General features: G+C 45.7%; 18 protein-coding genes. 15 read left to right on the top strand and 3 right to left on the bottom strand.

Features of this window, described 5'->3' with window-relative positions; all coding sequences use genetic code 11:
* Positions 1-72: 72 nt before the first annotated feature.
* Together FHW36_RS11505 and FHW36_RS11500 are read left to right on the top strand one after the other, a co-directional pair.
* Positions 73-2022, top strand: a complete 1950-nt coding sequence (locus FHW36_RS11505) for an oleate hydratase (protein ID WP_145667525.1) — start codon at positions 73-75, stop codon at positions 2020-2022.
* 29 nt (positions 2023-2051) lie between these two features.
* Positions 2052-2948 (top strand): 3-hydroxyacyl-CoA dehydrogenase, encoded by an 897-nt coding sequence (locus FHW36_RS11500; protein WP_145667522.1) that lies wholly within the window; start codon positions 2052-2054, stop codon positions 2946-2948.
* Between the two features lie 72 nt (positions 2949-3020).
* On the opposite strand, the gene FHW36_RS11495 is transcribed toward FHW36_RS11500, so the two are convergent.
* Positions 3021-3413 (bottom strand): hypothetical protein, encoded by a 393-nt coding sequence (locus FHW36_RS11495; protein ID WP_145667519.1) that lies wholly within the window; start codon positions 3411-3413, stop codon positions 3021-3023.
* Positions 3414-3488: 75 nt separating this feature from the next.
* Positions 3489-4022 carry an eCIS core domain-containing protein gene (locus tag FHW36_RS11490; RefSeq protein WP_145667515.1) on the bottom strand — a complete coding sequence of 178 codons (534 nt, stop codon included), beginning with the start codon at positions 4020-4022 and terminating at the stop codon, positions 3489-3491.
* A 160-nt stretch (positions 4023-4182) separates the two neighbouring features.
* Here FHW36_RS11490 and FHW36_RS11485 point away from each other — a divergent pair, with 160 nt between their 5' ends.
* The gene (locus FHW36_RS11485) at positions 4183-5046 is read left to right on the top strand and encodes an alpha/beta fold hydrolase (RefSeq protein ID WP_145667512.1); all 864 of its coding nucleotides are present in this window, start codon (positions 4183-4185) and stop codon (positions 5044-5046) included.
* Positions 5047-5093: 47 nt separating this feature from the next.
* Complete coding sequence (locus FHW36_RS11480) at positions 5094-5687, top strand: dihydrofolate reductase family protein (RefSeq protein ID WP_145667509.1); 594 nt, start codon at positions 5094-5096, stop codon at positions 5685-5687.
* A 304-nt stretch (positions 5688-5991) separates the two neighbouring features.
* On the opposite strand, the gene FHW36_RS11475 is transcribed toward FHW36_RS11480, so the two are convergent.
* Positions 5992-6561, bottom strand: a complete 570-nt coding sequence (locus FHW36_RS11475) for a hypothetical protein (RefSeq protein ID WP_145667507.1) — start codon at positions 6559-6561, stop codon at positions 5992-5994.
* Between the two features lie 467 nt (positions 6562-7028).
* On the opposite strand from FHW36_RS11475, the gene FHW36_RS11470 reads away from it, so the two are divergent.
* From FHW36_RS11470 to FHW36_RS11420, 11 genes are all read left to right on the top strand, one after another.
* Positions 7029-8786, top strand: a complete 1758-nt coding sequence (locus FHW36_RS11470; RefSeq protein ID WP_145667504.1) for a phospholipase D-like domain-containing protein — start codon at positions 7029-7031, stop codon at positions 8784-8786.
* Positions 8787-8934: 148 nt separating this feature from the next.
* On the top strand, positions 8935-9879 hold the full coding sequence (locus FHW36_RS11465; RefSeq protein ID WP_145667501.1) for a terpene synthase family protein: 945 nt from the start codon (positions 8935-8937) through the stop codon (positions 9877-9879).
* A gap of 317 nt (positions 9880-10196) precedes the next feature.
* Positions 10197-11609 (top strand): sensor histidine kinase, encoded by a 1413-nt coding sequence (locus FHW36_RS11460; RefSeq protein ID WP_145667498.1) that lies wholly within the window; start codon positions 10197-10199, stop codon positions 11607-11609.
* Positions 11606-12298, top strand: a complete 693-nt coding sequence (locus FHW36_RS11455; RefSeq protein ID WP_145667495.1) for a response regulator transcription factor — start codon at positions 11606-11608, stop codon at positions 12296-12298. The genes FHW36_RS11460 and FHW36_RS11455 overlap by 4 nt, the downstream gene beginning before the upstream one ends.
* Positions 12299-12396: 98 nt before the next feature.
* On the top strand, positions 12397-15174 hold the full coding sequence (locus FHW36_RS11450; protein ID WP_186452390.1) for an outer membrane beta-barrel protein: 2778 nt from the start codon (positions 12397-12399) through the stop codon (positions 15172-15174).
* Between the two features lie 5 nt (positions 15175-15179).
* A complete protein-coding gene (locus tag FHW36_RS11445) occupies positions 15180-15869 on the top strand; it encodes a hypothetical protein (RefSeq protein ID WP_145667490.1) in 690 nt (229 codons plus the stop codon).
* A 216-nt stretch (positions 15870-16085) separates the two neighbouring features.
* Complete coding sequence (locus FHW36_RS11440; RefSeq protein WP_186452389.1) at positions 16086-16694, top strand: RNA polymerase sigma factor; 609 nt, start codon at positions 16086-16088, stop codon at positions 16692-16694.
* A 97-nt stretch (positions 16695-16791) separates the two neighbouring features.
* Positions 16792-17961, top strand: coding sequence for a FecR family protein (locus tag FHW36_RS11435; protein ID WP_145667485.1), 1170 nt, complete (start codon positions 16792-16794; stop codon positions 17959-17961).
* Positions 17962-18236: 275 nt separating this feature from the next.
* Entirely contained in the window at positions 18237-21533 is a 3297-nt protein-coding gene (locus tag FHW36_RS11430; RefSeq protein WP_186452388.1) for a SusC/RagA family TonB-linked outer membrane protein, read from the top strand.
* A gap of 11 nt (positions 21534-21544) precedes the next feature.
* The gene (locus tag FHW36_RS11425) at positions 21545-23257 is read left to right on the top strand and encodes a RagB/SusD family nutrient uptake outer membrane protein (protein ID WP_145667480.1); all 1713 of its coding nucleotides are present in this window, start codon (positions 21545-21547) and stop codon (positions 23255-23257) included.
* Positions 23258-23414: 157 nt separating this feature from the next.
* Complete coding sequence (locus tag FHW36_RS11420; RefSeq protein ID WP_246121134.1) at positions 23415-25220, top strand: glycoside hydrolase family 97 protein; 1806 nt, start codon at positions 23415-23417, stop codon at positions 25218-25220.
* Positions 25221-25365: the final 145 nt, after the last annotated feature.

Genomic DNA, 25365 nt, shown 5'->3' with positions numbered 1-25365 from the left:
TGGCGAATTTGGGGATATAAGTGAATTTAGGTATAAGTCTATCTTTGTATGGTTAATCAAAATGAGTTGAGCATGAATAACATCACTTCAAAATTCGAAAATTTTATACAGGCTTCAGACATCTATGGAAAAGTGGATCATCAACCGGATGCCAGCAAAGAAACGCCCAGGAACACGCCCGAAAAGTCAATGCCTTTTTCTGACCAGATAGGGAATTATCAACGTAATAAAGGCATACCGGTCAGATCCTACAAAAATAGTAAAGCGTACATTGTAGGCAGTGGTATTGGAGGATTGGCTACCGCTTATTACCTGATTCGCGATGGGCACTTCACACCGGAAAACATCACTTTCATAGAACAACTACCCATAGAGGGCGGTTCGCTGGACGGCGCCGGCAACGCCAAAGATGGATACATTATCCGTGGAGGCCGTGAAATGGACTGCACCTACGAAAATCTCTGGGACCTTTTCCAGGATATTCCAGCCCTGGAAATGCCGCCTCCCTACAGTGTGCTGGACGAATACCGCCTGGTAAACGACAACGACTCCAATTATTCCATCGCAAGATTAATCCATGAGCAGGGAAAAGTAAGGGACTTCAGCAAATTCGGATTAAACAAAAAAGACCAGCTGGCGCTTATAAAACTGCTGTTGAAGAAGAAGGAAGAGCTGGATGATATTACCATTGAAGCGTACTTTGGTAAAAGCTTTCTGGAAAGCAACTTCTGGACATTCTGGCGCACCATGTTCGCGTTCGAAAACTGGCATAGTCTACTGGAATTTAAGCTATATATGCATCGCTTTCTTCATGCCATAGACGGATTACACGACCTTTCTTCCCTTATTTTCCCGAAATATAATCAGTATGATTCCTTTGTTACCCCTTTGGGAAGATGGTTGAAGGAGAAAGGTGTAAAGATCCGGTTTGATGCGCTTGTGAAAGACCTGGATATGCTTATCAATGCCGAAGGTAAAGTGGTGAAGGGTATTATCACAGAACAGGAGGGGAAAGAAGTAATTATCCCGCTCACGGCAGATGACTATGTAATTGTTACTACAGGTTCAATGACCGAGGATACGTCTTACGGAAATAATGTTACGGCGCCCGTATTAGTAGTGGATAACAGCACAAGTGGCCAGAGTGCAGGATGGAAATTGTGGAAGAACCTGGCGGCGAAATCTCCCGTTTTCGGTAAACCGGAAAAATTCTGCTCCAATATTGAAAAGTCATCGTGGGAATCGGTAACATTAACCTGCAGGCCTTCTGCCCTGGTCGAGAAATTGAAGACATACGCCGTAAATGATCCTTACTCCGGCAAAACCGTTACCGGTGGCATCATTACCATAACCGATTCCAACTGGCTGATGAGTTTCACCTGCAATCGCCAGCCACACTTCCCTACACAACCCGGCGATGTGCTGGTACTCTGGGTGTATGCCCTGTTTATGGATAAGGAAGGGAACTATATTAAAAAGACGATGCCCGCCTGCACCGGAAACGAGATCCTTTCGGAATTGTGTTATCACCTGGGCATTGTAGAGCAGGTGGATAACGTGATAGCAAATACCATTGTCCATACGGCTTACATGCCTTACATCACATCGATGTTTATGCCCAGGGCTAAGGGTGACCGTCCGCAGGTGGTTCCCGACGGATGCAGCAACCTTGCTTTGATCGGGCAGTTTGTAGAAACCAATAATGATGTGGTATTTACGATGGAGAGCTCTGTGCGCACTGCACGTGTTGCCGTGTATACATTGCTGAATCTGAACAAGCAGGTGCCGGATATCAATCCGCTGCAATATGATATCCGCCATTTGTTGAAGGCCACCAAAACACTGAACGACAATCAGCCGTTTTTAGGCGAAGGATTGTTGCGGAGAGTATTAAAGGGCACCTATTTCGAACATATCTTGCCAGTAGGAGCCGATGCGCACCCACACGAAGAAGAAAAGGAATCTTTCCTGGCAGAGCAATTCGGCAAGTTTAAAGAATGGGTGGCAAGTTTTAAGAACTGAAAAATTATAGATTTAAAATCATAAGGTTTATGAATTTCAAAAAAATTACTATAGCGGGAAGCGGTGTTTTGGGCTATCAGATAGCTTTTCAATCTGCCTTCCATGGATTTGACGTAACCGTGTACGATATTAATGATGAGATTTTAGAAAAAGCGAAAGCTAAATTCGGGACCATGAGCGAAGTGTTCAAAAACGACCTGGGTGCTTCACAGGATCAATTGGACGCCGCTTATCAGCATCTCCATTATAGTGCTGACCTGGCAGCGGCGGTAAAAGATGCTGACTTACTTATCGAAGCGGTGCCGGAAAATCCACAGATCAAGATCGATTTCTATCAAAAACTTTCAAAGGTGGCTCCGGCAAAGACCGTGTTTGCCACTAACTCTTCTACCTTATTGCCGAGCCAGTTTGCAGAAGCAACAGGCCGCCCGGAGAAATTTGCGGCACTTCATTTTGCCAATAATATCTGGAAGCAAAATACCGCTGAGGTAATGGGCCATGCTGGCACAGATAAGGCGGTTTTCGATGATTTAGTGCAGTTCGCAACGGCGATCGGTATGGTGGCTTTGCCTCTCTATAAAGAACAGCCCGGGTATATTCTTAATTCACTGTTGGTTCCCTTGTTGAGTGCAGCTACCAATTTATTGGTAGGAGAGGTAGCTGATGCAGCCACGATAGACAAAACGTGGATGATTGCAACTGGTGCACCAATGGGCCCCTTCGCTATTCTTGACGTTGTTGGTATCACAACTGCTTACAACATCAATAAAATGATGGCAGAGAAAACACAGGATCCTTTAAAATTGAAAATAGTTGAGTACCTGAAAACACAGTTTATAGACAAGAATAAGCTGGGGGTTGCCACAGGAGAAGGGTTTTATAAGTATCCCCATCCTGCGTACCAGAAGAAGGATTTTTTAAAATAGGCAGGATAATTTACGCTCCATAAAATTCAGAAGCGTGATATCATTTGAAAGAATGAATCACGCTTTTTTAATTTATTGTGCTATTGATTTTTCCCTTAGAACAATATTTTCATTGTGATCATCACCTCCCGCCAATATTAATTCCCAATGTATGTTTTCAGCAATCTGGGTGAGCAGGGTGACGTACAAGGCTTCATTTTCAGGATTGGATTTCGATCCAACGACAGCAATTAAATTCACCCACTCACTGTTAAAATCCTCATCCCTGCCATAATTACCATCTTTTGAATGGACTGCAACAATGTTAATCCATGGGAAATTTTCCAGGTTACTGAATTGCTGATGGGCCGTCCGGCACAATTTCCCCGTGTTTTCCAACACATTAAGCACCTCGCTCGTTAATATTTTTTGGTTATAAGTTGCGTTGCCCCGTATCTCATAGTACCAGTAGAGGTACGACCACATAATTTTCTGGCATTTAAATAATCAAATTTAGCGTCCTTTAGACCTTCTATTCCGTCCGGAGAACCGGCTTCCAGTTTAGCCTTTGCCGGCGCCATTTAGTCCAACGGCCTTTTCTCCCATCGTATCCGCTTCTTTTTCAAGCGATGAGTCATCATTGATCATAGCGCCTTTCATCTGTAAATTGGCGGCTACCCTTCCCTGCTTTTGCTGCACCACATGCCAGGCTTCATGCGGCAAATGCTTTTCCTGCCCTGGTCCGATATGTATATCATTGCCCTGTGCATAGGCGAAAGCCTGTAGCTGAGCTGGTTTATCGGAGTTGTAGTGCACTTTCACATCGTCCATGGAAAAACCGGAGAGGTTTTCAATCCCCGTTTTTAACTGATCCGGAAGCTCCGAATTATTTGCCTTTAGCTGAAATGGTTTTACTGTCGCCCTGGCAGGCTCATCTGAAAGAGCTTTCATTTGAACGGGTTCATCCTCCTGGAGAGTACTCCGTTTTTTCTGAAGCGGCTGAACCGCGGGCATGGCCACTCCCAACAGATGCTGGGTAGGTGTTGCAGCAGGGGAGGCAGGCGTAGATTGATGGTTTTTATTTTCCTGTAACATAGTATATCGAATAAGTGACTGGTTAAATAAATATACGAGATTCCGGGGATTTTTGACGGAATTCACCCCTCAAGTTGACGCTTTTGCACCGGGTCAAATTCTGAAATGAGTTTCATCTTTGTGTTGTCAAAGAAATTCAAACTAAAATTTAAATAGCGTCATGAAAAATTTATTCCATCCTCTTAAATCAATATTATTAATTGCCATCATTATGTTTACAGCATCGCAATCGAACGGACAAATCAAACCTTCTCAAAGTGGCTACGCACCTGTTAATGGTCTCAACGTTTATTATGAAGTATATGGCGAGGGCACGCCCCTCATTTTGCTACACGGCGCTTTTATGACAATTGGTACCAACTGGAGCCAATTGATCCCTGAGCTGTCAAAAACCAGGAAGGTAATTGCCATCGAATTGCAGGGACATGGGCATACGCCGTTTTCCGAAAGAAAATTATCGCATGCTACTTTGGCCAGTGATGTGGAAGGCGTAATGGATTACCTGAAGATTGACAGCGCGGATGTTGCAGGATATAGTTTTGGTGGCGCAGTGGCATACAAATTTGCGATACAAAGCCCTAAACGGTTAAGAAAATTAGTCATCATTTCTGCTACCTATAAAAGCAGCGGCTGGCTCCCTGAAATAAACAGTGCGTTTAAGCAAATGAAGCCAGCACTTTTTACCAACACGCCTATGCAAACGGCATACGATGCAGTAGCTCCCGATAAAACAAAATGGACAAAATTCCTGGAGCAGATGATTGCTTCCGCCGCTGTACCATTTGACTTTGGGGATGCCAATATTTCGAAGATTGCGGCACCGGTGTTAATCATATCCGGCGACAATGACGGGCTGGATAAAATTGAGCTGATAAAAACATATCAATTATTGGGAGGCGCTGTTGCTGCGGATATGGGCAAAATGCCGGCATCGCAATTGGCCATTGTTCCCGGACAAAGCCATGTTACCCTGATGATGCAGACAACCACCATACTGCACTACCTGAACGATTTTCTAAAATAACGGTATCGCATAATCACTTTTATCTTAACTGGCAAAAAGCGAATAACATGAGAAAAATAATTGTATTGTCGATGATTACGCTGGATGGTGTGATGCAGGCTCCCGGCGGCCCACAGGAAGATACAGCAGGCGGCTTCAAATATGGCGGCTGGACGGCATCTTATGGCGACGAGGATTTCGGCAAAGTCATGATGGAGGAGTTGAAGCAGACGGATTATCTGTTGGGTAGAAAAACGTTTGATATTTTTGCTGCCTACTGGCCTCACCATGCCGACTTTTGGCCTGGCATCAATGAAGGCACCAAATACGTCCTGTCGCAGACCATCGGGGAATCAGACTGGAAAAATACCGTGGTTCTCAAAAATCCGGCAGATATCGAAAAGCTGAAACATTCTGATGGTGCAGACATCCAGGTATGGGGCAGTAGTCAGCTCATTCAGCTGTTGTTGAAACATGACCTGGTAGATGAGCTCCGGCTAAAAATTTACCCGTTGGTGCTTGGCGAAGGAAAGAAGCTGTTCGATAATGGCGCTATCCCGGCAGCATTTACGTTAACAGAAAGCCTGGTAACCTCAAAAGGAGTGATCATAGCCAGCTACAAACGTGCAGGTGAGGTGGTGACAGGAGATCTTACCATTTGAAGAACAAGCCACCACCGGCTGCCAGGAAGGTATCGTAAACCATGGACTGGCGCCACTGCCACTGCCGAACCAGGTGGTTTCAGATGACCAGGGCGTATCCCATACAGGGGGGTAGTAAAAGAAAGAAAAGAGCCGCCAATAAAATCGCGATGACTAGTCGGGTAGGATAGCAAACTATCATTTGTATTTGATTTGAGAGGTTGGAATAGCAATGTTAAATGAACTTTGGTTCATATACAGGCATATAAAAAGCCCGGCAACATACTTTGCCGGGCCTGGTGCTTATATGGTAAGCCATGATATCCTATTTCTTCATCATTGGCGGCATTTTAGGTGGAAGCTGGGCGTATTGATACATCAGATTCACTTTCCCATTTTCATCAAATCGCCATGTTTCCTGCAGTTCCCTGGCTGCCTTTTTGCCTTTGGCGTCTGTTGAAATCTCCCTGGTCCATATGATTACCCAGTTTTCCTTTTTGTCCTTGCTTCTGAGAGGTACCCAGGCATGAATAGAATCAACCACAGTGCCCATCTGTCCTCTCATCTTCTTGGCAATAACAAAGAGACTGTCCCGATTACCGGCAAACATACTACCATCTGCAAAAAACATGGTGTCATTTTCCGCGAAAGAATTCCTTGAATTGTCGAGGGTATTGTTGTCCCAGTTTTGGTACAATTCAAGCAGTGTTAGTGCATTTTTTGCAGGACCGATCTCAAAATCTGAAGAATAAGCCGCCATGTACGGATACTTCAGGACTTCCTGTTTTGCCAACTCAGAACCGGTTGTCTTTACAGCTTCCGTTGCTGATTTGTTGGGGCTGGAAGTACAGGCTACCAAAAAAGCAATCGATACGAAAAGATACATCGTTCTCATAAAAATTGTTTTTATAATAATAAATAATAGATCAAGTCAAAGACGACGACTGACAGGGTGAAGGATGGGGCTCAATATTGCATGCTAAGGTAAGATTTTTTATGGAAAAAAATAATATTTATGACCGATATTATTGAATATCAATTTCTTTGATGAAGAGAAGCGATTAATCATCTTCATTGCCCTTCTCTTAAAAATTAATGTGCCATTTCACTAATTAGTTATAAATTGGTGCCAGTATCAATCTGCTATACCATAGATACGGATTTGTCGTAAAACGGATAAAATATAGCATCACTGGAAGGAGCAAGCAGTCATCACCTCAAAAAACCAGTCTACATAAGCCCCAATGTAATCCTGAGCTTACTAAGCATTATACCTAAACTGATAGGAAATACCTGTCCGTGATTCGTATGTCATATCCTGATGATCATCATTCGATTTATTAACTCCTTAAAATTTCTTTTATGTACGCACAAGCTTACGCCAATAATGACCTGGCGTTTATCAGATGGTCCTATGATCAGAAAATTCCCCAATGCCTGGGTTTTTGCCTGGAACGGATCGACAAAGCTACTGGAGTAGCTACTATACTCCCGGCCTGGGTAGGTTTTGAAAACCAGAAAAACGAACAATGGAAGGCGCAGGACACGAGTATCTGGCCTGTTCAGAAATTTAACTGGCGTGATTTTACGGCTACCAGGGGAAAGACTTACAGCTACAACGTTATTCCCATGGTAGGTACTCCCGGAAACCTGAAACAGATAGCAGATAAATCGCTGCATCTGCATACCAATGAAGTGACCCTATCGCCCGGCAGCGGCAACATCAAAGCTTATTTCAACAGGGGGATTATTTCCACCCAATCGGTGTCGCACGCCATTGAGGGGCCTAATCATACCCCCAGCAGTCCTAAATTGATGACCAGCATTCAAACACCGGGTAATGAATTGCGGAATCGCCTGATGGGACAGATTAAAGATGCCCTGATGGAAATCATCCAGGAAGTGAAAACAAAAGGAGGGGAGTGCTATGCGGCGTTGTATGAGCTGAATGATCCGGAGCTCATAGATGGCTTATTAAGCCTTGGGAAGAAATTACATATCATCTTGTCGAATGCCGGCGCTAATGGCGACGATGATCCCAACACAAATGAAGACAACCTTCCGGAAGATCAAAGGTCTTCCCGTAGAAGATTGCACGATGCCGGTATCGATATTACCGACAGGATATTGGGCAACGGGCATATCGGCCATAATAAATTCCTGGTGTATGTAAATAGCCAGGGAAAAGCAGAAAAGGTATTATCGGGAAGCACCAACTGGACATATACCGGCATGTGTGCACAAACTAACAATGCTATTCTCATTACCTCACCTGAATTAGCTAAAAGCTACCTGGATTACTGGAAAGCACTGAAGGCTGATGATGCCGAACAAAGCGCTGACTTCCGGACAAACAATGACGAAGTACATCCTGTTAACATCGCTCCAACAAAAATTGATTGCTGGTTTTCTCCGAATACCACCAAGAAAACAAAGCCTGCCAGCAACCCGGCAGCACCTGGTGATATGGCAGAGGTGTTTGAGCTGATGGAAAAAGCGCAGAAGTCCATTCAATTCCTCGCTTTCCAACCCGGCTCGCCCAGCATATTAACCAAGGCGTTGGAAATTCAACAGGCTAACCCTAAGTTATATATCCGTGGCGCCGCTACCGATGCCAAGGCTGTCAACGACTACAATACCAGTTTGCTGGCCAGCGAATCAAATAAGATAGATACTGTGGTGGCTGCGTCAAATATCAAAGACCAGTTTTCTTACTGGGAACAGGAATTGTTGAAGGCCTCCAATTTTGCGCATGCTATCATTCACGATAAAATCGTGGTAATTGACGCCTACGGCGACAATCCGGTAGTGATTACCGGCAGCCACAATTTAGGCTACAAGGCATCTTACGCCAATGATGAAAACCTGCTGATCATTAAAGGCAACAAAGAACTGGCAAACGCTTATGTTGTACACGTAATGGATGTATACGACCATTACCGGTGGAGGTATATCTTACAGAGCAGTCCATCCATGGCAGATGCCTATCATGGGCTGAAAACGACGGATGTATGGCAGGATTGGTACTTTAAGCAAGCGGCTCTACAGAACTCCAAACCTGAGCCTAAGCCCAAAGCTGCACCTAAGCCCAAGGCCAAAAAGGCGGCAAAAGCAGAATAATTAATTACGGCGTATGTTCATTTGAAAATCGCGAAGCGTGATACATTCCTTTTGGATGTATCACGCTTTCTATGTGCAGATATCGGGAGATCAGAAACTGCATAATTATCGCAGTGGAAGGTTTTAAGTTTAGAGATAATCATCTCTTATGAAAACCCAACTAATCCTCAGACTACGCTATCCTTTTCCCTGCAGTGTCAGTCCACATGCTCCTTTTGTTGAAAACGAAGTACAGAAATGGATAGAGGAATATACCTGTTTGCCGAAAGCTTTGCTGAACAGGTATAGACACTCCCGCTTTGGCGGCCTGGGCCCCCGGTTCTTTCCGCAGGCCAGTTTGGACCGGCTGATACCTCTTAGTCGGTTTTTCCTATGGATTTTTGCTCATGATGATTTTTTTGGCCCCTGGTCCCCCGGGGAGCTTCGCCAGATATCGCAGGAAGCGTTGGCGATATTGGAAGGGGAATCGGTTGTCAGAAATAATGAAATAATGAAGCAACTAGCGCTTTTCTCTTCAGAGTTGGTCTCATATGTTACCCCTGTCTGGAGGAAACGGTTCATTGAACATATGGCGGATTATTTCAAGGCCATGGAGGACGAGCAATCCTATAATCATGGCAAGCTCATTGCCTATCCTTCTGTAGAATCGTATATGGTGTTGAGGACACGCACATCGGCCATGTTTGCGGTGACAGACCTGCTGGAAATTGCCATGAACCGGATATTGCCGCCGTTTGTACTGGACCATCCCGATATACAACGTTTAATTTTACTTACCAACCGTTTCACTGCCTGGTCAAATGACTGCCTTTCCCTTGCGAGGGAGCGGGGGCTTGAAGCTACGAACCTGGTGTTAATTATCCAACATGCAAATAAGTGTTCTTTGGAAGAGGCGATTGAAGCTACTATCGCACAACATGATCATGACATACAGGCGTTCATGACGATACGGTCATCCTTGCCGGATTTTGGAGTTTGGCAACAGGCAGTAGAAGAATATATACAAGGCTTGGAGTGGATGGCTGCTGGTCACCTGGACTGGTATAATTACACCATGCGATATGAAGAAAGTAGTGCTGAACGGGTAATATGAACCAGGAGGAAAGTGTCAGTTTTCCTCCTGGTCGGTTATATCCTAAGTTTTTTTCGCTCTTTAGGCCACCAACAGTTGGATGTGTTTCAATTGGGGATACCGGCGTGATACAATTCAAAGAAATGTATCACGCTTGTCTAAGAGCAACTATTGTAAGATTATGAACTGCGCGACTACAGGAGGGTTTTAACTAGGTAGCTGCTTAGAAAAACGCGTCATTGCTTACAGGAGCCACCTACTCTTAATGTTTCTTGCAAAACTGTTAATCACTGTTAAAATTCCTTTTCACCCTCCCCGGCATCCACTACATTTGCTAAATGGACACTATTATCCGGCGTATCTGGTGGATCGTTATTCCCACCGCATTGGCTGTACTGACTTTTCAGCTGTACTGGTTACGCACGTCCTATATCAGCCAGGAAACCAGTTTCCGGCAGATAGCGTCAGACGCCCTGCAAAAGGCCCATGATGTGACGTTGGTAGAATCGGTGAAGACGCTTAACCCCGGCGAAAAGCAATACGGCAATCGGCAGTTCAGCGTGAGTAGCAGTGTAAGTATCAACAGGGGAGATAGCAGGATGTTCGATTCGCTGCTCACCAGAGCCCGGTCCCAGCCTGGCATTAAGGTCATTTCACACGAAGCTGAGGTTGAAGGAAGGGATACCCTTATCGAAAGAGAAATCCAACCAGAGAGCACCGGTCTGAATGTAACAAAGCTGATTGCCAACGTATTTTCCTTGTCCAACCTGGTGGAAATAGATACCGCACTGTTAGCCGTTAATTACAGGAAAGAACTGGAAAACAGGCACATTACATTACCTTTCAGCATCTCTTTTGCGCCAACAGGTCAGCAGACAGGATTTGTGACGTTGCCCGTGGTGCGGAAGCAAAAAAACATGTTGCTGGTAGTACATTTTGAGGGCATCAATAACCTGTTGCTGTTTAAAATCCTTTGGCCTATTGTACTTTCTTTTTTCCTCGTATTGCTGATCATTGGCTGTATCTGGACTTTATGGCGGATTATTGTCCGGCAAAAGAAGCTGGAAGTGATGAAGAATGATTTTATCAGTAATATCACCCATGAGCTGAAAACGCCAGTGGCGATCCTGAGAGCCACCAATGAGGCATTGCTGTCTTTCGGAGGGATGAATGACGCCGGAAAGACGGAGCGCTATCTTCGCCTCGGGAAGGATGAAATCCATAAGTTACAGGGGCTGGTCGACAATATTATGGCCCTGACCAGGCTGGAAGATGGAGATGACGATTTGACCGGTGCGGGGGAGGATATTTCACTGACTGCCCTGCTGAAAGCCGTCACCCAACGTTTTCTTGGCCTGCCGGGCGTAGATATCCAACTGGATATTCAAATCAGCAGAGATCAGTTACATACTTATCCGGTGGCCTTAAAAACAATTTTTTCCAACCTGCTGGATAACGCCATTAAATATACGATTACAGGGAAAAAGCGGATCTCTTTGCAGGTAAGAGAGAATGAACTGTACTATCTTTTTTTTATAGAAGACCAGGGGGTCGGTATTGAAAAACAACACCTGCCTTATATTTTTGATAGGTTCTATCGCGTACCGCATGGCGACCTTCACGAAGTGAAGGGGCATGGGCTGGGATTAAGCCATGTGAAAAAGCTGGTAGAACGCCTGCAGGGATCCATCAGCGCGGAAAGCACACCCGGGAAAGGAACTATATTTACCATACAATTAAGAAAGTCATGAGTGAGCCGATACGGTTGCTGTTGGTGGAAGACGAAGAAATACTAGCCGGCGTGGTAGCAGAAACGCTGGAAATGAAAGGCTTTGCCGTGGCTACAGCTTTCAATGGAGTAGAGGGACTGGAGCTTTACCGCAGCTTCAAACCAGCTATCTGTGTGATAGATGTGATGATGCCGAAGAAAGACGGTATCACGTTGGTGCAGGAAATCAGGACCATCGATAATAAGATACCACTGGTATTCCTAACGGCCAAAAGTGAAATACAGGATGTGCTGAAAGGTTTTCGTGTAGGCGCGGATGATTATATCAAAAAGCCCTTTAGTATGGAAGAGCTGATACTCCGTATACATGCCCTGTTAAAAAGAACAATGAATACGCCAGAGCAGGCGTCTGCCAGCGGGCAATGTCGCCTGGGAGAATACCTGTTTGACTATAGCCGCCAGGAGCTTCATCATGGAAATGGTATGCAGCGTTTGTCGCAACGGGAGGCCGATATGTTGAAAATGCTGACAGACAATATCGGGAACATCACCTCTCGGAAAGATATACTGATAGAGTTGTGGGGAGATGACAGTTTTTTTAACGCCCGCAACATGGACGTGTACATTACGCGCCTGCGGAAATACCTGCGTTTCGATAGTAATATACAGATCATCAATGTACGCGCGCGAGGATTTAAACTCATCGTATAAGCGAAAAATTTTAACACTCTTTAAGACTATGTACATACCCGTTAACCCATTCCCGGTAGGCGTCCCCATAGCTTTGCAACAGATTAATGCAAACGACTATGCTAAGAATGCTACCGCTACTCATACTTTTATATTGCCTGCTACCGGGTGTTGTCGCAGCACAAACATCGGTACAAACATTTGTGCAGGATAAGGCTACGGGCCGGCCGCTAGCCGGAGCTTCCGTTAGCCTCCGTATAACAGGAGACACGGTGGCATTCCGCTCTGCCATCGCCAGTCAGCAAGGGAAAATATTTTTCACGAACATTCCAAACGGTAAATACTACCTGACGATACATTACCTGGGCTACCAGGATCAACAACTTCGTGTAACCATACCTGGTATATGGCCCGACAGCATCGCCCTCATCCCGGGGCTAACGCTCAGGGAAGTAACGATTAAGGAAGACATCCCACCGGTACGGATGTTAGGTGATACCGTAGAATATAATGCAGCGAAATTTAAAACGAAAGACAACGCGGTGGTGGAAGATCTACTGCGTAAGCTACCTGGCGTACAAGTAGAGCGCGACGGTTCCATCAAGGCCCAAGGAGAACAAGTACAACGCGTTCTCGTAGATGGTAAAGAGTTTTTTGGCAGCGATCCCTCTGTTGCTACCCGCAACCTTCCTGCGGATATGATCGACAAAGTACAGGTGCTGGACAAGCAGAGTGAGATGACTGAATTTACCGGCGTTGCCGACGGGCAACAGGCAAAGACTATCAACCTGGTGACTAAGAAGAACCGGAAACGTGGCTTCTTTGGAAATGCCAGTGCAGGGATAGGCACCGATGGCCGCTATGAAGGCGGTATCAACGCTAACAGCTTTGCCGGCGATATGCAGCTCTCGGGATTACTCAAAGGGAACAACGTTAATAAGTCGGGATTCAGCGCATCAGAGCTGTTGCAGCTGGTAATGAAAGATCAGAACATGCTCAGCAACCTGCCTCCGGCGGCGTTATCAGAGCTGTCGCGCATGAAAGGAGTGCGGATGGAAGGTAATAGTGGAAGTATCGCTGAAATAGCCCGCCCTATTGGATTGACGGATACTAAATTCGGCGGCGTAAACTTCAATAACGACTGGGACAATTTAAAGTGGCGCAGCAGTTATTTCTACAATAATAATCGTACCAGCAATAGTTATAATTATGCCAGGCAGTACCGAATGCCGGACACCGCGTATAACTATCTCCAGGCAGGCAACACATCGGGCAACAATACCAACCAGCGCATCGATATGAGCGGGGACATTAAATTCAATTCCCGCACTTCGCTGAAAATATCGCCTCATATGAGTATCAATGGCGGCAGTAACCAGGAAGATCGCAGCTACCGGTCCTTTACCGCTGGTGGGATAAAGTTGTTGAATGAAGGACGGCAGTTAACCAACAGTCATAACAAACAGCAGTTGCTGACCACCGATATACTCCTGCGTCACCGGCTGGCCAAGCCAGGCCGCACGGTAGTGCTGAATGTAATGCCGGAGTACTATCATAATACAGGGGAAACATACAACAGGAACACCAGCAATTTCTATAACCTGCCAGGAGGAGAAAAGCAAACCACCACAGACCAGCAGCGAACCGACAAGGGAGATGTGTACAGTGTAAACACTAACTTGCTGTATACCGAACCATTATCACGCGCTTTCAGCCTGCAGGCCGGACAAATGTTTTACTACAGCCAGGGGAAGTACAACCGGCAGGTACGCGACCGCGATGCCAGTGGTCATTATACTGAGTCAGATGCACAGCTGAGCGATATATACGACGCAAATTCCTGGCAATATACCAGCAAATTATCCCTTGCCGGGAATCACAAACACCTGCTATATACGGTGGGAGCCGGCTGGCGCCAGTTTAATATTCGTGGTAACTCCGATATGAAAGGCTATCACGTGAAGAGTAACTACCAGGCATGGCTGCCGGAAGCTTACGCGGAATGGAAGCAAAATAAAACAACGAAGTTGATCTTCCGGTATAACATGGACGCAGCAGCCCCTTCTGTGGCCCAGCTTCAACCGCTGGAAGACAACAGCGATCCGCTTTACATACGAAAGGGGAATCCATTGCTACAACAGAAAAAGAGCCAGCATTTACAACTATCGTTCAGCAACTTTCAACCAACAGGAGGCAATAGTATCTACGCTAGGGCCGATTTTACCTACTATAACAGGGATATAACGGACAGTACCAGCATTGAAGCCGCCAGCGGTAAGCAACGAATCATCCCGGTGAATGTTGCGGGGAATCTTAACGGGTCGCTGGCAGTGGGCAAAAGCATTGGTATCGGCCACAATAGTTCTTCCCTTACGGCCGGTATCAGCGCTACCTATGTGCGCAGTCTCACTTTTACGAATAGCCTGCCCAACATTAACCGTACCTGGTCTATCACCCCGGATATGAATTTCAACTACTACCTGGGAGATAACATCAATGTGTCGGCACGCGGGAGCGCCGCCTGGAATATGCGCCGGTTTTCCGCTACGCCGCTGCTACCGGAAAAAAACTGGCTGCTGATGTATGGAGTGGAGTCCATTGTAACACTGCCATGGGATATTTCATTGGAAGCCGGAACAGATGGCTTCAGTTCTTTAGGTATGGCCGCCGGGTATAATAACACCATATTATTAGTGAATGCCGCTATTACTAAAGGAATCGGCAAGTCTTTCTCCCTGCGGGCGGAAGCGAAGGACCTCCTCAATCGTAATACCACCATCAATCGTATTAGTGGCAGCGGTTATATAGAAGATAGGCAGAACAGCGTACTGGGAAGATATTTTTTACTCAGTGCGGTATATAAATTCAGACACTTTCCAAAAACAAAAAATAAATAATGCATATGAAAAAGATGATGTTTCTGCTCGCCATGGCGAGCCTCTCTACAGCCGTAGGCATGGCACAGGACAAAAGCCAGGGTAAAATTGACTATGAAGTTACCCTGAACGTGCGGGCATCCATGAAACCCGATCAGCAACAGTATAAAGACCTGGTACCGGAGAAAGTAGTGAATAAAGAAGTACTGTATTTTAACGGTAGCAAAGCACGTTTATCCCGTAAAGATCCGGATGAGATTACATCGGATGAAGGGGCAAAAGTAAAAATCGTTACCAACGATGGACAGATAGCTGTTTACACCGATGCCGCTACCGGACAGAGCTGGTCGTTGCAGGAAGCAAATGGTAAGAAGACGTTGATACCAATGGAGAAAGGATATAAAGCTGTTGGGAAGGCAAGCATATCTGTGGACTCAGCAAAAATTGAAACCGGTAAAAGAACCAAAGAAATACTAGGATTTCCCTGCCGTGAAATGGTCATAAAAAGTAAAGAGATGGGAGAGATGACCTTGTGGGTAACTGATGCACTACCGCTCCGCGCAGGTCCAATGGGGTTTTCATCAGATAAAGGTCTCGTGCTGGGAGTCGACAACAAAAAGCTCAATGTCATTGCTACAGCGATCACCTATTCCCCTGTAAGTTTGGGCGAAGTAACCCCACCGGCGGATGTTCCGGTAATGAGCGATAAGAAATAATTAAGGGAAGCTTTCAAGGGCCGGCAATGTATGCATTGCCGGCTTTTTCGTTTATTAGAAACTGCTATTATAAAATCGTTTTTGTGGGATCATACAAATGCCCGGGGGACTAAAATTTCTAAACATTCTTTAAAAAAATTTAAGAGATATGTTACTTTTGAAAGCGTTGGAAACATTCCAGCATTGATTGATAATTGCGGAATCAAAATCATCAAAATGATTACTACCGGGCATAATGAGAATGAGTTATTGGAGCAAATGGCTGCCGGTAGTGAGGTCGCGTTTAAAGAAATTTACTTTTTATATAGTGGCAGGTTGTACGGAAATATCCTGAAACTTGTCAAATCACGCACGGTGGCACAGGAAATTCTCCAGGAAGTATTTATAAAAATATGGGAGCACCGCGCGACTATCGATACAGAGAAGTCATTTTCATCCTACCTGTTTACTATCGCCCGGAATATGGTGTCTACCTTTTACGTGAAGGCCTCCAGGGACAGGGCGTTACTGCAAATGCTGGCGGGTGGGGTTGCCAATGGATACTTACATATTGAAGAAGGGGTCATTTCACGCGAAGAACAGCTATTTCTACAAATGGCGATCAACCAACTTCCACCGCAACGGAAGCAGGTATTTGAATTATGCAAGATAGAAGGGAAGAGCTATCATGAAGTGAGTCAACAGCTGGGCATTTCCCTATCCACCATTAGTGACCATATTGTAAAAGCCAACCGTTTCCTAAAGGAATACGCCTGCAAAAACAGGGAACTGATTATCATCCTGGCGCTGTTATCACTTAGAACGGGCGATTTATTACTTAAATAGGCCTGCTTTCTTTCTCAAAAAAACTGAAAAAAATCTTTTAGCGGAGCAGAGGGAATTTTTCCCTCGGTTGTATTCTTTATAGGAATGCTTGTCAACAATGGAAAATGCCAGAGAATTATTTATTCGCTTTCTGAATAATAAATGTACGGAAGAAGAGATAGCACAACTGATGGATGCCTTTGCATCCGGAGAAGATGCCGCGACATTCAATGACATCCTCTACAGGCAGCTGGAAGCGGGTTCGGATGACCAGGATTACACAGTAGAAATCCAGGAGGTGTATCATTATATTGAAAGGCGTATCGGCCAGGAAGTAAAGCTGGGGCAGCCCCGCCTGCTATGGATCCAGCTGGCCATAGCGGCATCGGTCGTCTTTTTAATAGGGATTGGTTGCTGGCTTTTCTTTAACAGGAAAAGCAGCAATCCTATTGCCGCGGCTAAATCCATATCTACCAAAGACTTTGAGCCCGGCAGCGCCAAAGCTATACTGACGCTGGCCAATGGCGATGTAGTGGGATTGGATAGTGCAGGCATTGGAGCACTCGCAAAGCAGGGACCTGCAAGCATCAGCAAGCCAGACAGCGGCCAATTAGTGTATTCGGCCAACGGAACGCCAGCCAAAATACTGTATAACACCATTACCGTCCCGCGGGGCGGGCATTACGAGGTAACGCTATCCGATGGTACGAAAGTGTGGCTGAACGCCGCTTCTTCTATACATTTTCCCACCGCGTTTGCCGGTAGCCAACGGGTAGTGGAAATAACCGGAGAGGCTTACCTGGAGGTAGCTAAACAAACCTCCATGCCATTTACCGTGAAGAGCGGCGTGACGGAAATAAAGGTATTAGGCACACACTTTAATATTAATAGTTATCCCGAAGAAGGAGATGCTAAAGTTACGCTGCTGGAAGGAAAAGTAGTGGTGTCCATTCACCAGGGACATGATTCCCGCTTGCTCAATCCCGGGCAGCAGGCCAGGATAAACCCTGCCGGTAATAACATTTCTGTACTGGCAGACGTAGATACAGAGAGCGAAATCGCCTGGAAAAGCAACTTGTTTTATTTTAAAAACGCAGATATAAAAGCCATCATGCGGGAATTGGGCCGTTGGTATAACATTGAAGTAAGTTACGAAGGAGTGATCCCGGAGAGAGCGTTTTCAGGGAAAATCAGTCGCAACACCAATATTTCCAACGTACTCAAAATCCTGGAACAAAGTAAAATTCATTTCAGGGTAACCCCGCAGGGAATAGTCGTTACGCCCTGATCCACCAAAAAAGTATCAACCAAAAGAATAATAATATGCGGTGAAAACAAACTGAAAAATTCCAACTGGCCACGTTCATGAAAAGCCAGGTTCCGTTCCCGCGGAACCCGGCAAAGTGTTAGGCTAAATAATGAACACAGTCGCGCAGACTATTGATTATTTAACACAAACCTTGTCCCGGGGGCACCGGGACAAACAAATCTATGAAATTTATTACTCTTTGTAGTCGCTCTCTTAGGAAAAAGGAGAGGGGTATTGCTACAAAAATGCTTTGTATGATGAAGCTTGCCGTCGTATTGATGATAGTAGGCGCTATGCAAGTGAGCGCCACCGGATTCTCTCAGAATGTCACCCTTGCCGAGCGGAATGCCCCACTGGAAGCGGTATTTAAAAAAATAGAACAGCAGACCGGCTTCTATTTCTGGTATGAAAGTAAAACACTCCAGGGAGCCAGAAAAGTAAGCCTTGACTTACGACAAACGCCCATCAGGGACGCGCTGAACCTTTGTTTGGCCGGTCAGCCTTTTTCCTATACGATTATCGACAAAACGATTATTATAAATGACGCCGGCAAGCAGGAGTGGGGCGATCAGCATGTAGCCCCGCCTGTAGTCAATATCAGCGGTGTGGTGGTGGATGAGCATGGTGGGCCGCTGGAGGGCGCTGCTATAGGGCTGAAAGGAACTACCAGGGGAACCAATACCAATAAAAATGGGCATTTCTCCTTGCAGGCATCATCCGTCAGCGGCATCCTGGTGGTTTCCTATTTGGGAATGGTTACCCAGGAAGTATCCTTTACAGGAGAAAAAGAATTGAGAATTGTATTGATCCGGAACGTGATGGAAAAGCAGGAAATAGTAGTAGTAGGGTATGGTACACAAAAGAAACAGGCCATCACCGGGTCTGTTGCTTCTGCTAATCTGAAGTTATACCAAAATGTACCGGTCAACAATATACTGGAAACCGCTAAGGGCATTGTTCCCGGTTTGAATATCGGTGGTGTCAGCAAGGCAGGCGAAGTAGCTTCGATTTCCGTCAGAGGCGAAAATACCATGAGGTCTGGCACTGCCCCGTTGATTGTGGTAGACGGCGCTATTTTCAGGGGATCACTGAATGATATACCACCCACCGATGTGGAAAGCTTTACGGTGTTAAAAGACGCCAGTGCTGCAGCGGTGTATGGTTCCCGGTCGGCCAACGGTGTTATTTTAATTGAAACAAAAAGAGGCACCGGGATCAATGGCAAGCCTAAATTTAATGTGAATGTTGGTTACGGCGCTGTTAATGAACAGCAACGTTTACGGGTATACGATGAAAAGGGATACCTGCAGCGGGTACTTGATTACAGGGATGCTAATGGTTTGACAGCCGATCCGAATAATATAGCAGCCTATCTGCAACCGATTGAGGCGACAAACTATAACGCGACCTCTGATCACCAGGCCACCTTAAAGGACCCTTATAACCTGTTCAGGCAAACAGGACAATCGCTGAACGCAACCGCCAGCGTTTCCAACAGAACCGATAAAACGGAATACTATATTTCCGGAAATGTGATCAAACAGAAAGGGGTAATTAAAAATGATTTGTACAACCATTATTCACTGAGAGTAAAACTTTCCAGCGATCTGACCAACTGGTTTAGACTGGGCATTAACGCATATTACAGTCTCAAGGATTATCCCGGTGCTACCATTTATGGTATTAGTGGTGGCGGTAGCCCCAGCAGCCCGTATCAGTTCAGTCCTTATGCCTCCCTCATTGGCCAGGACGGCAAGTACCTGCAGTTTCCGCAAACCACCACGTCTTTTAACAGTCCGTATTGGCAAATCCCTGACCAGGTATATAACCGGCAGAATAACCTGAATGGCATTGTAACGGCTACCATAAAAGTGCCCTGGGTGGAAGGATTATCTTATAACTTAACCACCTCCATCACCCAGAACTGGAATGAAAGAGGCTCGTTTTATGGACCACAGACGGTAACTGGATTGCCCAAAAACGGAAGTGGAGATGTTTACTACGACCGGAATACTTACGTACTGATTGATCAGCTGGTAAAGTATAATAAAACAATCGGCGACCATAGTTTTGATGCCACGTTGTTGTATTCAACCGAAGATTATAAATTATTTTCCCAAAGCTCGCATGGAGAGAATTTTGCGGATCCAACATTAGGTATTTACGGTCTCAGTACGGGGCAAACACAAACGGTGAATACCGGTGGTACCAAAAGCGCAGCCGTGGGTGAGATGGCCCGGTTGACTTATAGCTTTAAGAACAAATACTCCCTAACGGGTACGGTTAGGCGGGACGGCTATTCCGCCTTTAGCGAAAACCATAAATATGGGGTGTTCTCTTCTGCAGGAGCTAACTGGCAGTTGTCGCAGGAGCGATTTATGCGGCATGCCACCTTTATAGATAACCTGGCGCTGAGAGCATCTTACGGTACCAATGGTAATCAATCTATATCACCCTACGGTACATTAGCGAGAATGGGCAATTCCTTTTATTTTTATAACGGGACTTCATTTGTTACCACTTCGTTTGTAAACAACCTGGGTAACAATGAGCTAAAATGGGAATACACCCAGGGGATAAACCTGGGGATTGATTTTGCTGTCTTCGGAAATCGTATATCCGGGGCCATCGACTGGTACGATAAAACTACACGTAACCTTATCTTCCCGCTCTCTATGCCTTCTACATCAGGATTTACGACAATTAGTACCAACCTGGGAAAGATAGGAAATAAGGGGATAGAGGTGAACCTGAATACTGTTAATGTAAAATCGAAAACCTTTACCTGGAGCTCCAATATCGCATTTGCACGCAACTGGAATAAGTTGATTACCGCATATGGACCGGATCTGAAAACAGGCATTGAGCCAGATCGGCCTTCAGATAATTTGTTTATAGGGAAAACGCTGGGAACAATTTATGATTATCAGGTAACTGGCATGTGGCAGCAGGCCGACAAGGATAATGGAGGAATTATGACCGGGATGTTACCAGGAACCTACAAGCTGCTGGACGTTAACAACGATGGAAAGATTACATCAGATAAGGACCGCGTTTTCCTGGGAGATACCAAACCAGCATGTACCTGGGGTTTTACCAACACCTTTCGCTATAAAGACCTTTCCCTGATGGTATATGTGTATTCTATGTGGGGCGGCAACGGCCACTTCCTGTCCGGCAGTAATACCCCGTACAACGATGGATTCGCCAATAATCCGTCTATCAATCATATCGTATACGATTACTGGACACCCGCAAATAGCGGCGCCGTATTTCCCCGTCTTAATTACCAGACAGCGGCCGCTTACAAGGGCGTGAAATATTTTGACCGGAGCTTTATTAAGGTGCAGAAAATTGCATTGACATATAATCTTACAACGCTGGCAAAACGCTACGGGATCAACGATATGAGCTGCTCCCTGAGCGCCGATAACCTATTTACCTATGCGCCGCATTGGATTGGGCTTGACCCGGAAACCAATAGTGGTTTGACCGATGGCTCTATTCCGACACTTAGAACGATTATGGCGGTATTTACTTTTAACTTTTAGATAGCATTATCATGAGCGTAATAAAATTCTTTTTTATACTAATTGTTTTTTCAGGATTTGTAGCCTGTAAAAAGTCCCTGACAGAAGTCCCCCTGGACTTTTACAGTCCCGAAAATTCCTATAACAATAAAGCACAGTTTGAGTCCGCGCTGGCAGATATTTATCTTAAAGTACGCACTTATTTCTATGCTGCCTCCGACGCGGCGGCAAATTATGATATGATGGGTTATGATGCGGATTTTGCGGATAACCTGGCATCCACCAATTCGGTCGTGCCTTATTTCAGATGGAATACCCTCAATGCAGATAACGGCTTTGCGAATAAATGGTGGGGGCAACTCTATAAAATTATTGCTGAGTCGAATACGATTATTAACAGGGCTGAACTGCCCGCTGCGAAATGGGCATCGGAAGCAGAAAAGAACGCCGTTGTGGGAGAAGCCCGCTTTCTCAGGGCCTTTGCCTATCATTTTCTTGCCAATATGTGGGGAGGGGTGCCTTTGGTAGTTAATGAAACTACGGCGCCTAAATTTGATTATACGAGAGCAAGCCAGGATGATGTTTACCAACAGTGTAAAACAGATCTAATATTTGCCACACAATGGATGACCGGTATCAATAACCAAATTTCAGGCAGAGCGCCGCGGGAAGCCGCATTTAGCCTGTTGAGCGAAATCAGTATCTGCCTGAAAGATTATGCCGGTGCTGTTAAAGCGGCCGATTCCGTTATCCTTGGCGGAAACTGCCGTCTGATGACTTCCCGCTTCGGTAAATGGAGCTCTTTTTCGTCGAATGCACCTATGTACCAGGGCGCCTATCAGCCTTGGGGCGATGTTTATTTTGACCTGTTCCAGGATGGCAATTTCAATTTTAAGGAAGGTAACCAGGAAGCACTCTGGAATATTGAGCAAAGCTCAACGGTAATAGGCGGTAATAATACCGACGTAAATGCTTCGGGCGGTTTCTTCGTGATGGAGAGATGGTGGTGTCCTAACCCCTGGAGGTTGGTAGATCTCGACGGCAAACCAAATTTCCTGCAGGACACTTTAATGGGAAGACCCAATGGCGCCCTCACAGCTACGAAATATGCCGACAGCCTGATTTGGCAGTATAAGGGAGATTGGAATAACGATATCCGGAACTCCAAATACAATATTATCCGTACCCACTACTGGACGAACCCGGCGAGTGCCTACTACGGTCAGCCCATTACCCGCGCGAATATGAAAGATCCATCCCTATTTAGGGCAGGATGTGCGCCTACTTTTGTAAAGGCCGTTTCCTGCGTGCACTATAAAAAATTCCAGGACCCCACAAGCAAGCAATGGCACGACAACGGAAGAACTTACAAGGATTGGTATATTATGCGTTTGCCAGAAACCTACCTTTTAAGAGCCGAAGCTAAAATGAGGCTGGGTGACCTGGGGGGCGCTGCCAATGATATTAATGCGATAAGAACAAGAGCCCATGCTACGCCGGTGACCGAGGCAGATGTAACGATCGACTTAATCCTGGACGAACGGGCAAGGGAATTATACATGGAAGAGTTCCGGTTGAATACCCTTATGCGCCTGGGAAAATTGACAGAATATTTAAGTAAATATAATGGAGATGTAAAGGAAACAGGATATACTCCGGATCCCAAAGTCAACAAAATGCCCATTCCTAACCCTGTTATCCAGGCCAATACCGGCGCTTCATTAGCGCAGAATCCGGGATATTAAAAATAATATTAGTTTTAAGGAGGATGGGAACACCATCCTCCTGTTGTATTTATAAAAAAACAAAAGTCTGATGATGTTTTCCAGGTGCAAGAAACGCTTGCTTTTATTGAGTTGTTGTATTTCTTTATCTGTCTTTTATGTAACAGCACAAAAGACAGTGCAGTTAGAGGCTCCCGATGGGAAGACCCGGTTCCGGTTATTTGTAGATGAGGGGGGTAAAATTGGGTATGACATTTTTTACCGGCAGCAGGAAGTGATTGAACATTCCCCACTGGGACTGGAGGGCTGGAGTGATCGCTGGCATTTGATGACTGTTCAGCAGAGCGAAAAGAACGCGTCCTGGAAGCCGGTGTATGGAGAGAGAAACGTAGTGCATGACCATTACCACGCCGGCATGTTTACATTTGAAGGAAATGAAAAACAGCAGCTGCAAATAGAGGTGCGTGTCTATAATGAAGGTGTAGCTTTTCGTTATTGTTTTCCCGGAGTTGCTGGCAGTAAAGTCCGCATTCAAAAAGACCTGTCTGCATTCACGCTACCGGCGGGTACAATGGCCTGGTTTACCAATCATGCCCAGGGGAGTTACCGCCTGTTGCCATTAGAGAAATGGCCATCAGGCGCCGAAAGACCACTGACCTTACAGCTGAAAAATGGACTATACGCGGCCCTGGCTGAAGCAGCAGTAGTAGATTATTGCCGTACTTATTTTGCCTTAGACTCCACCAAAACCAATACCATAGGCTGCGCGATGTATGAGCCGGTCGAGTTGTCAGAACCATTTTCCACGCCGTGGCGGGTGATCATGATAGCAGAAAAGCCTACGCAGTTATTACAACATAATGATCTGTTACTAAACCTGAATTTACCCTGCGCCATTAAAAATACTGCCTGGATCAAGCCTGGCAAAGTAATGCGTGAAATGACCTTATCTACTGATGGGGCAAAGAAGGAGATAGATTTTGCAGTGAAGCGGCATTTGCAATATATCCACTTTGACGCAGGCTGGTATGGGTATGAGTTTGATACAGCTGCCGATGCCTCGCACGTACAAGTGGATCCCCGCCGTAATCCCAAGAATGATTTGAATCTTCCGGCAGTGATCAGCTATGCCAAACAACATGGCATCGGCGTTTTCTTATACGTAAACCAGATTGCACTGGCAAAGCAGCTGGATATCCTGTTGCCGCTCTATGAAAAATGGGGAGTAGCAGGAATAAAGTTTGGATTCGTGAGCGTAGGTTCCTACAAATGGACGGCCTGGCTGCATGAGGCAGTAAAGAAATGCGCGCGTTATCATTTAATGGTGGATATCCATGATGAGTATCGTCCTACCGGCTTTAGCCGGACTTATCCCAACTTACTTACGCAGGAAGGTATAAGAGGAAATGAAGAAATGCCCGATGCTACCCATAACACTGTATTGCCATTTACCCGGTTCCTATGTGGGGCCGCTGATTATACAATCTGCTACTACCATCGGCCGGAGCTGAAAAGCCGCCTGGCAGAAACGCAAAATGCGCGTGTGTTAAAAACCACTTCTATGCATCAAATGGCGTTGTCGGTTGTGTATTATAGTCCATTGCAATTTTTGTATTGGTACGATAAGCCGGAAGACTCGCAGGACGAGCCTGAGCTGAAATTTTTTGATGCCGTTCCTACGGTCTGGGATGATACCAGGGTAGTGGATGGAGCTATCGGGGAGTATATTACTGTTGCCAGGAGAAGTGGAACGGATTGGTATGTGGGCGCCATCACCAATAACGATGCCCGGGATATTAAAATTAATTGCTCTTTTCTGTCTGCTGGAAAACGATATAAGGCAGAAATTTACTACGATGACCCGTCGTCTCCGGTGCGCACTAAAGTATCCATAAAACAAGCGGAGGTGGATGCTTCCAGCATACTGGATGCACATTTATTAGCATCTGGAGGGGAAGCGATCCGGTTTACCCCACTGAAATAATGAACTGAAATTCCACTGGCGCGGGGCGCCTTTAAACCTACGCATTGCGTAGGTTTTTTTATGCTAAACCTGCTTGTCATGGCACTTCGATCCTGAAAATGTTGCAGTTTTCTTTTGCTGTTTGTCAGACGCTACATTACATAGC

The organism is Chitinophaga polysaccharea, assembly GCF_007829335.1.
GTDB classification, from domain to species: Bacteria; Bacteroidota; Bacteroidia; order Chitinophagales; family Chitinophagaceae; genus Chitinophaga; species Chitinophaga polysaccharea_B.
The sequence above is the reverse complement of the archived record's forward strand: the minus strand, read 5'-3'. Positions and strand labels throughout refer to the sequence as shown.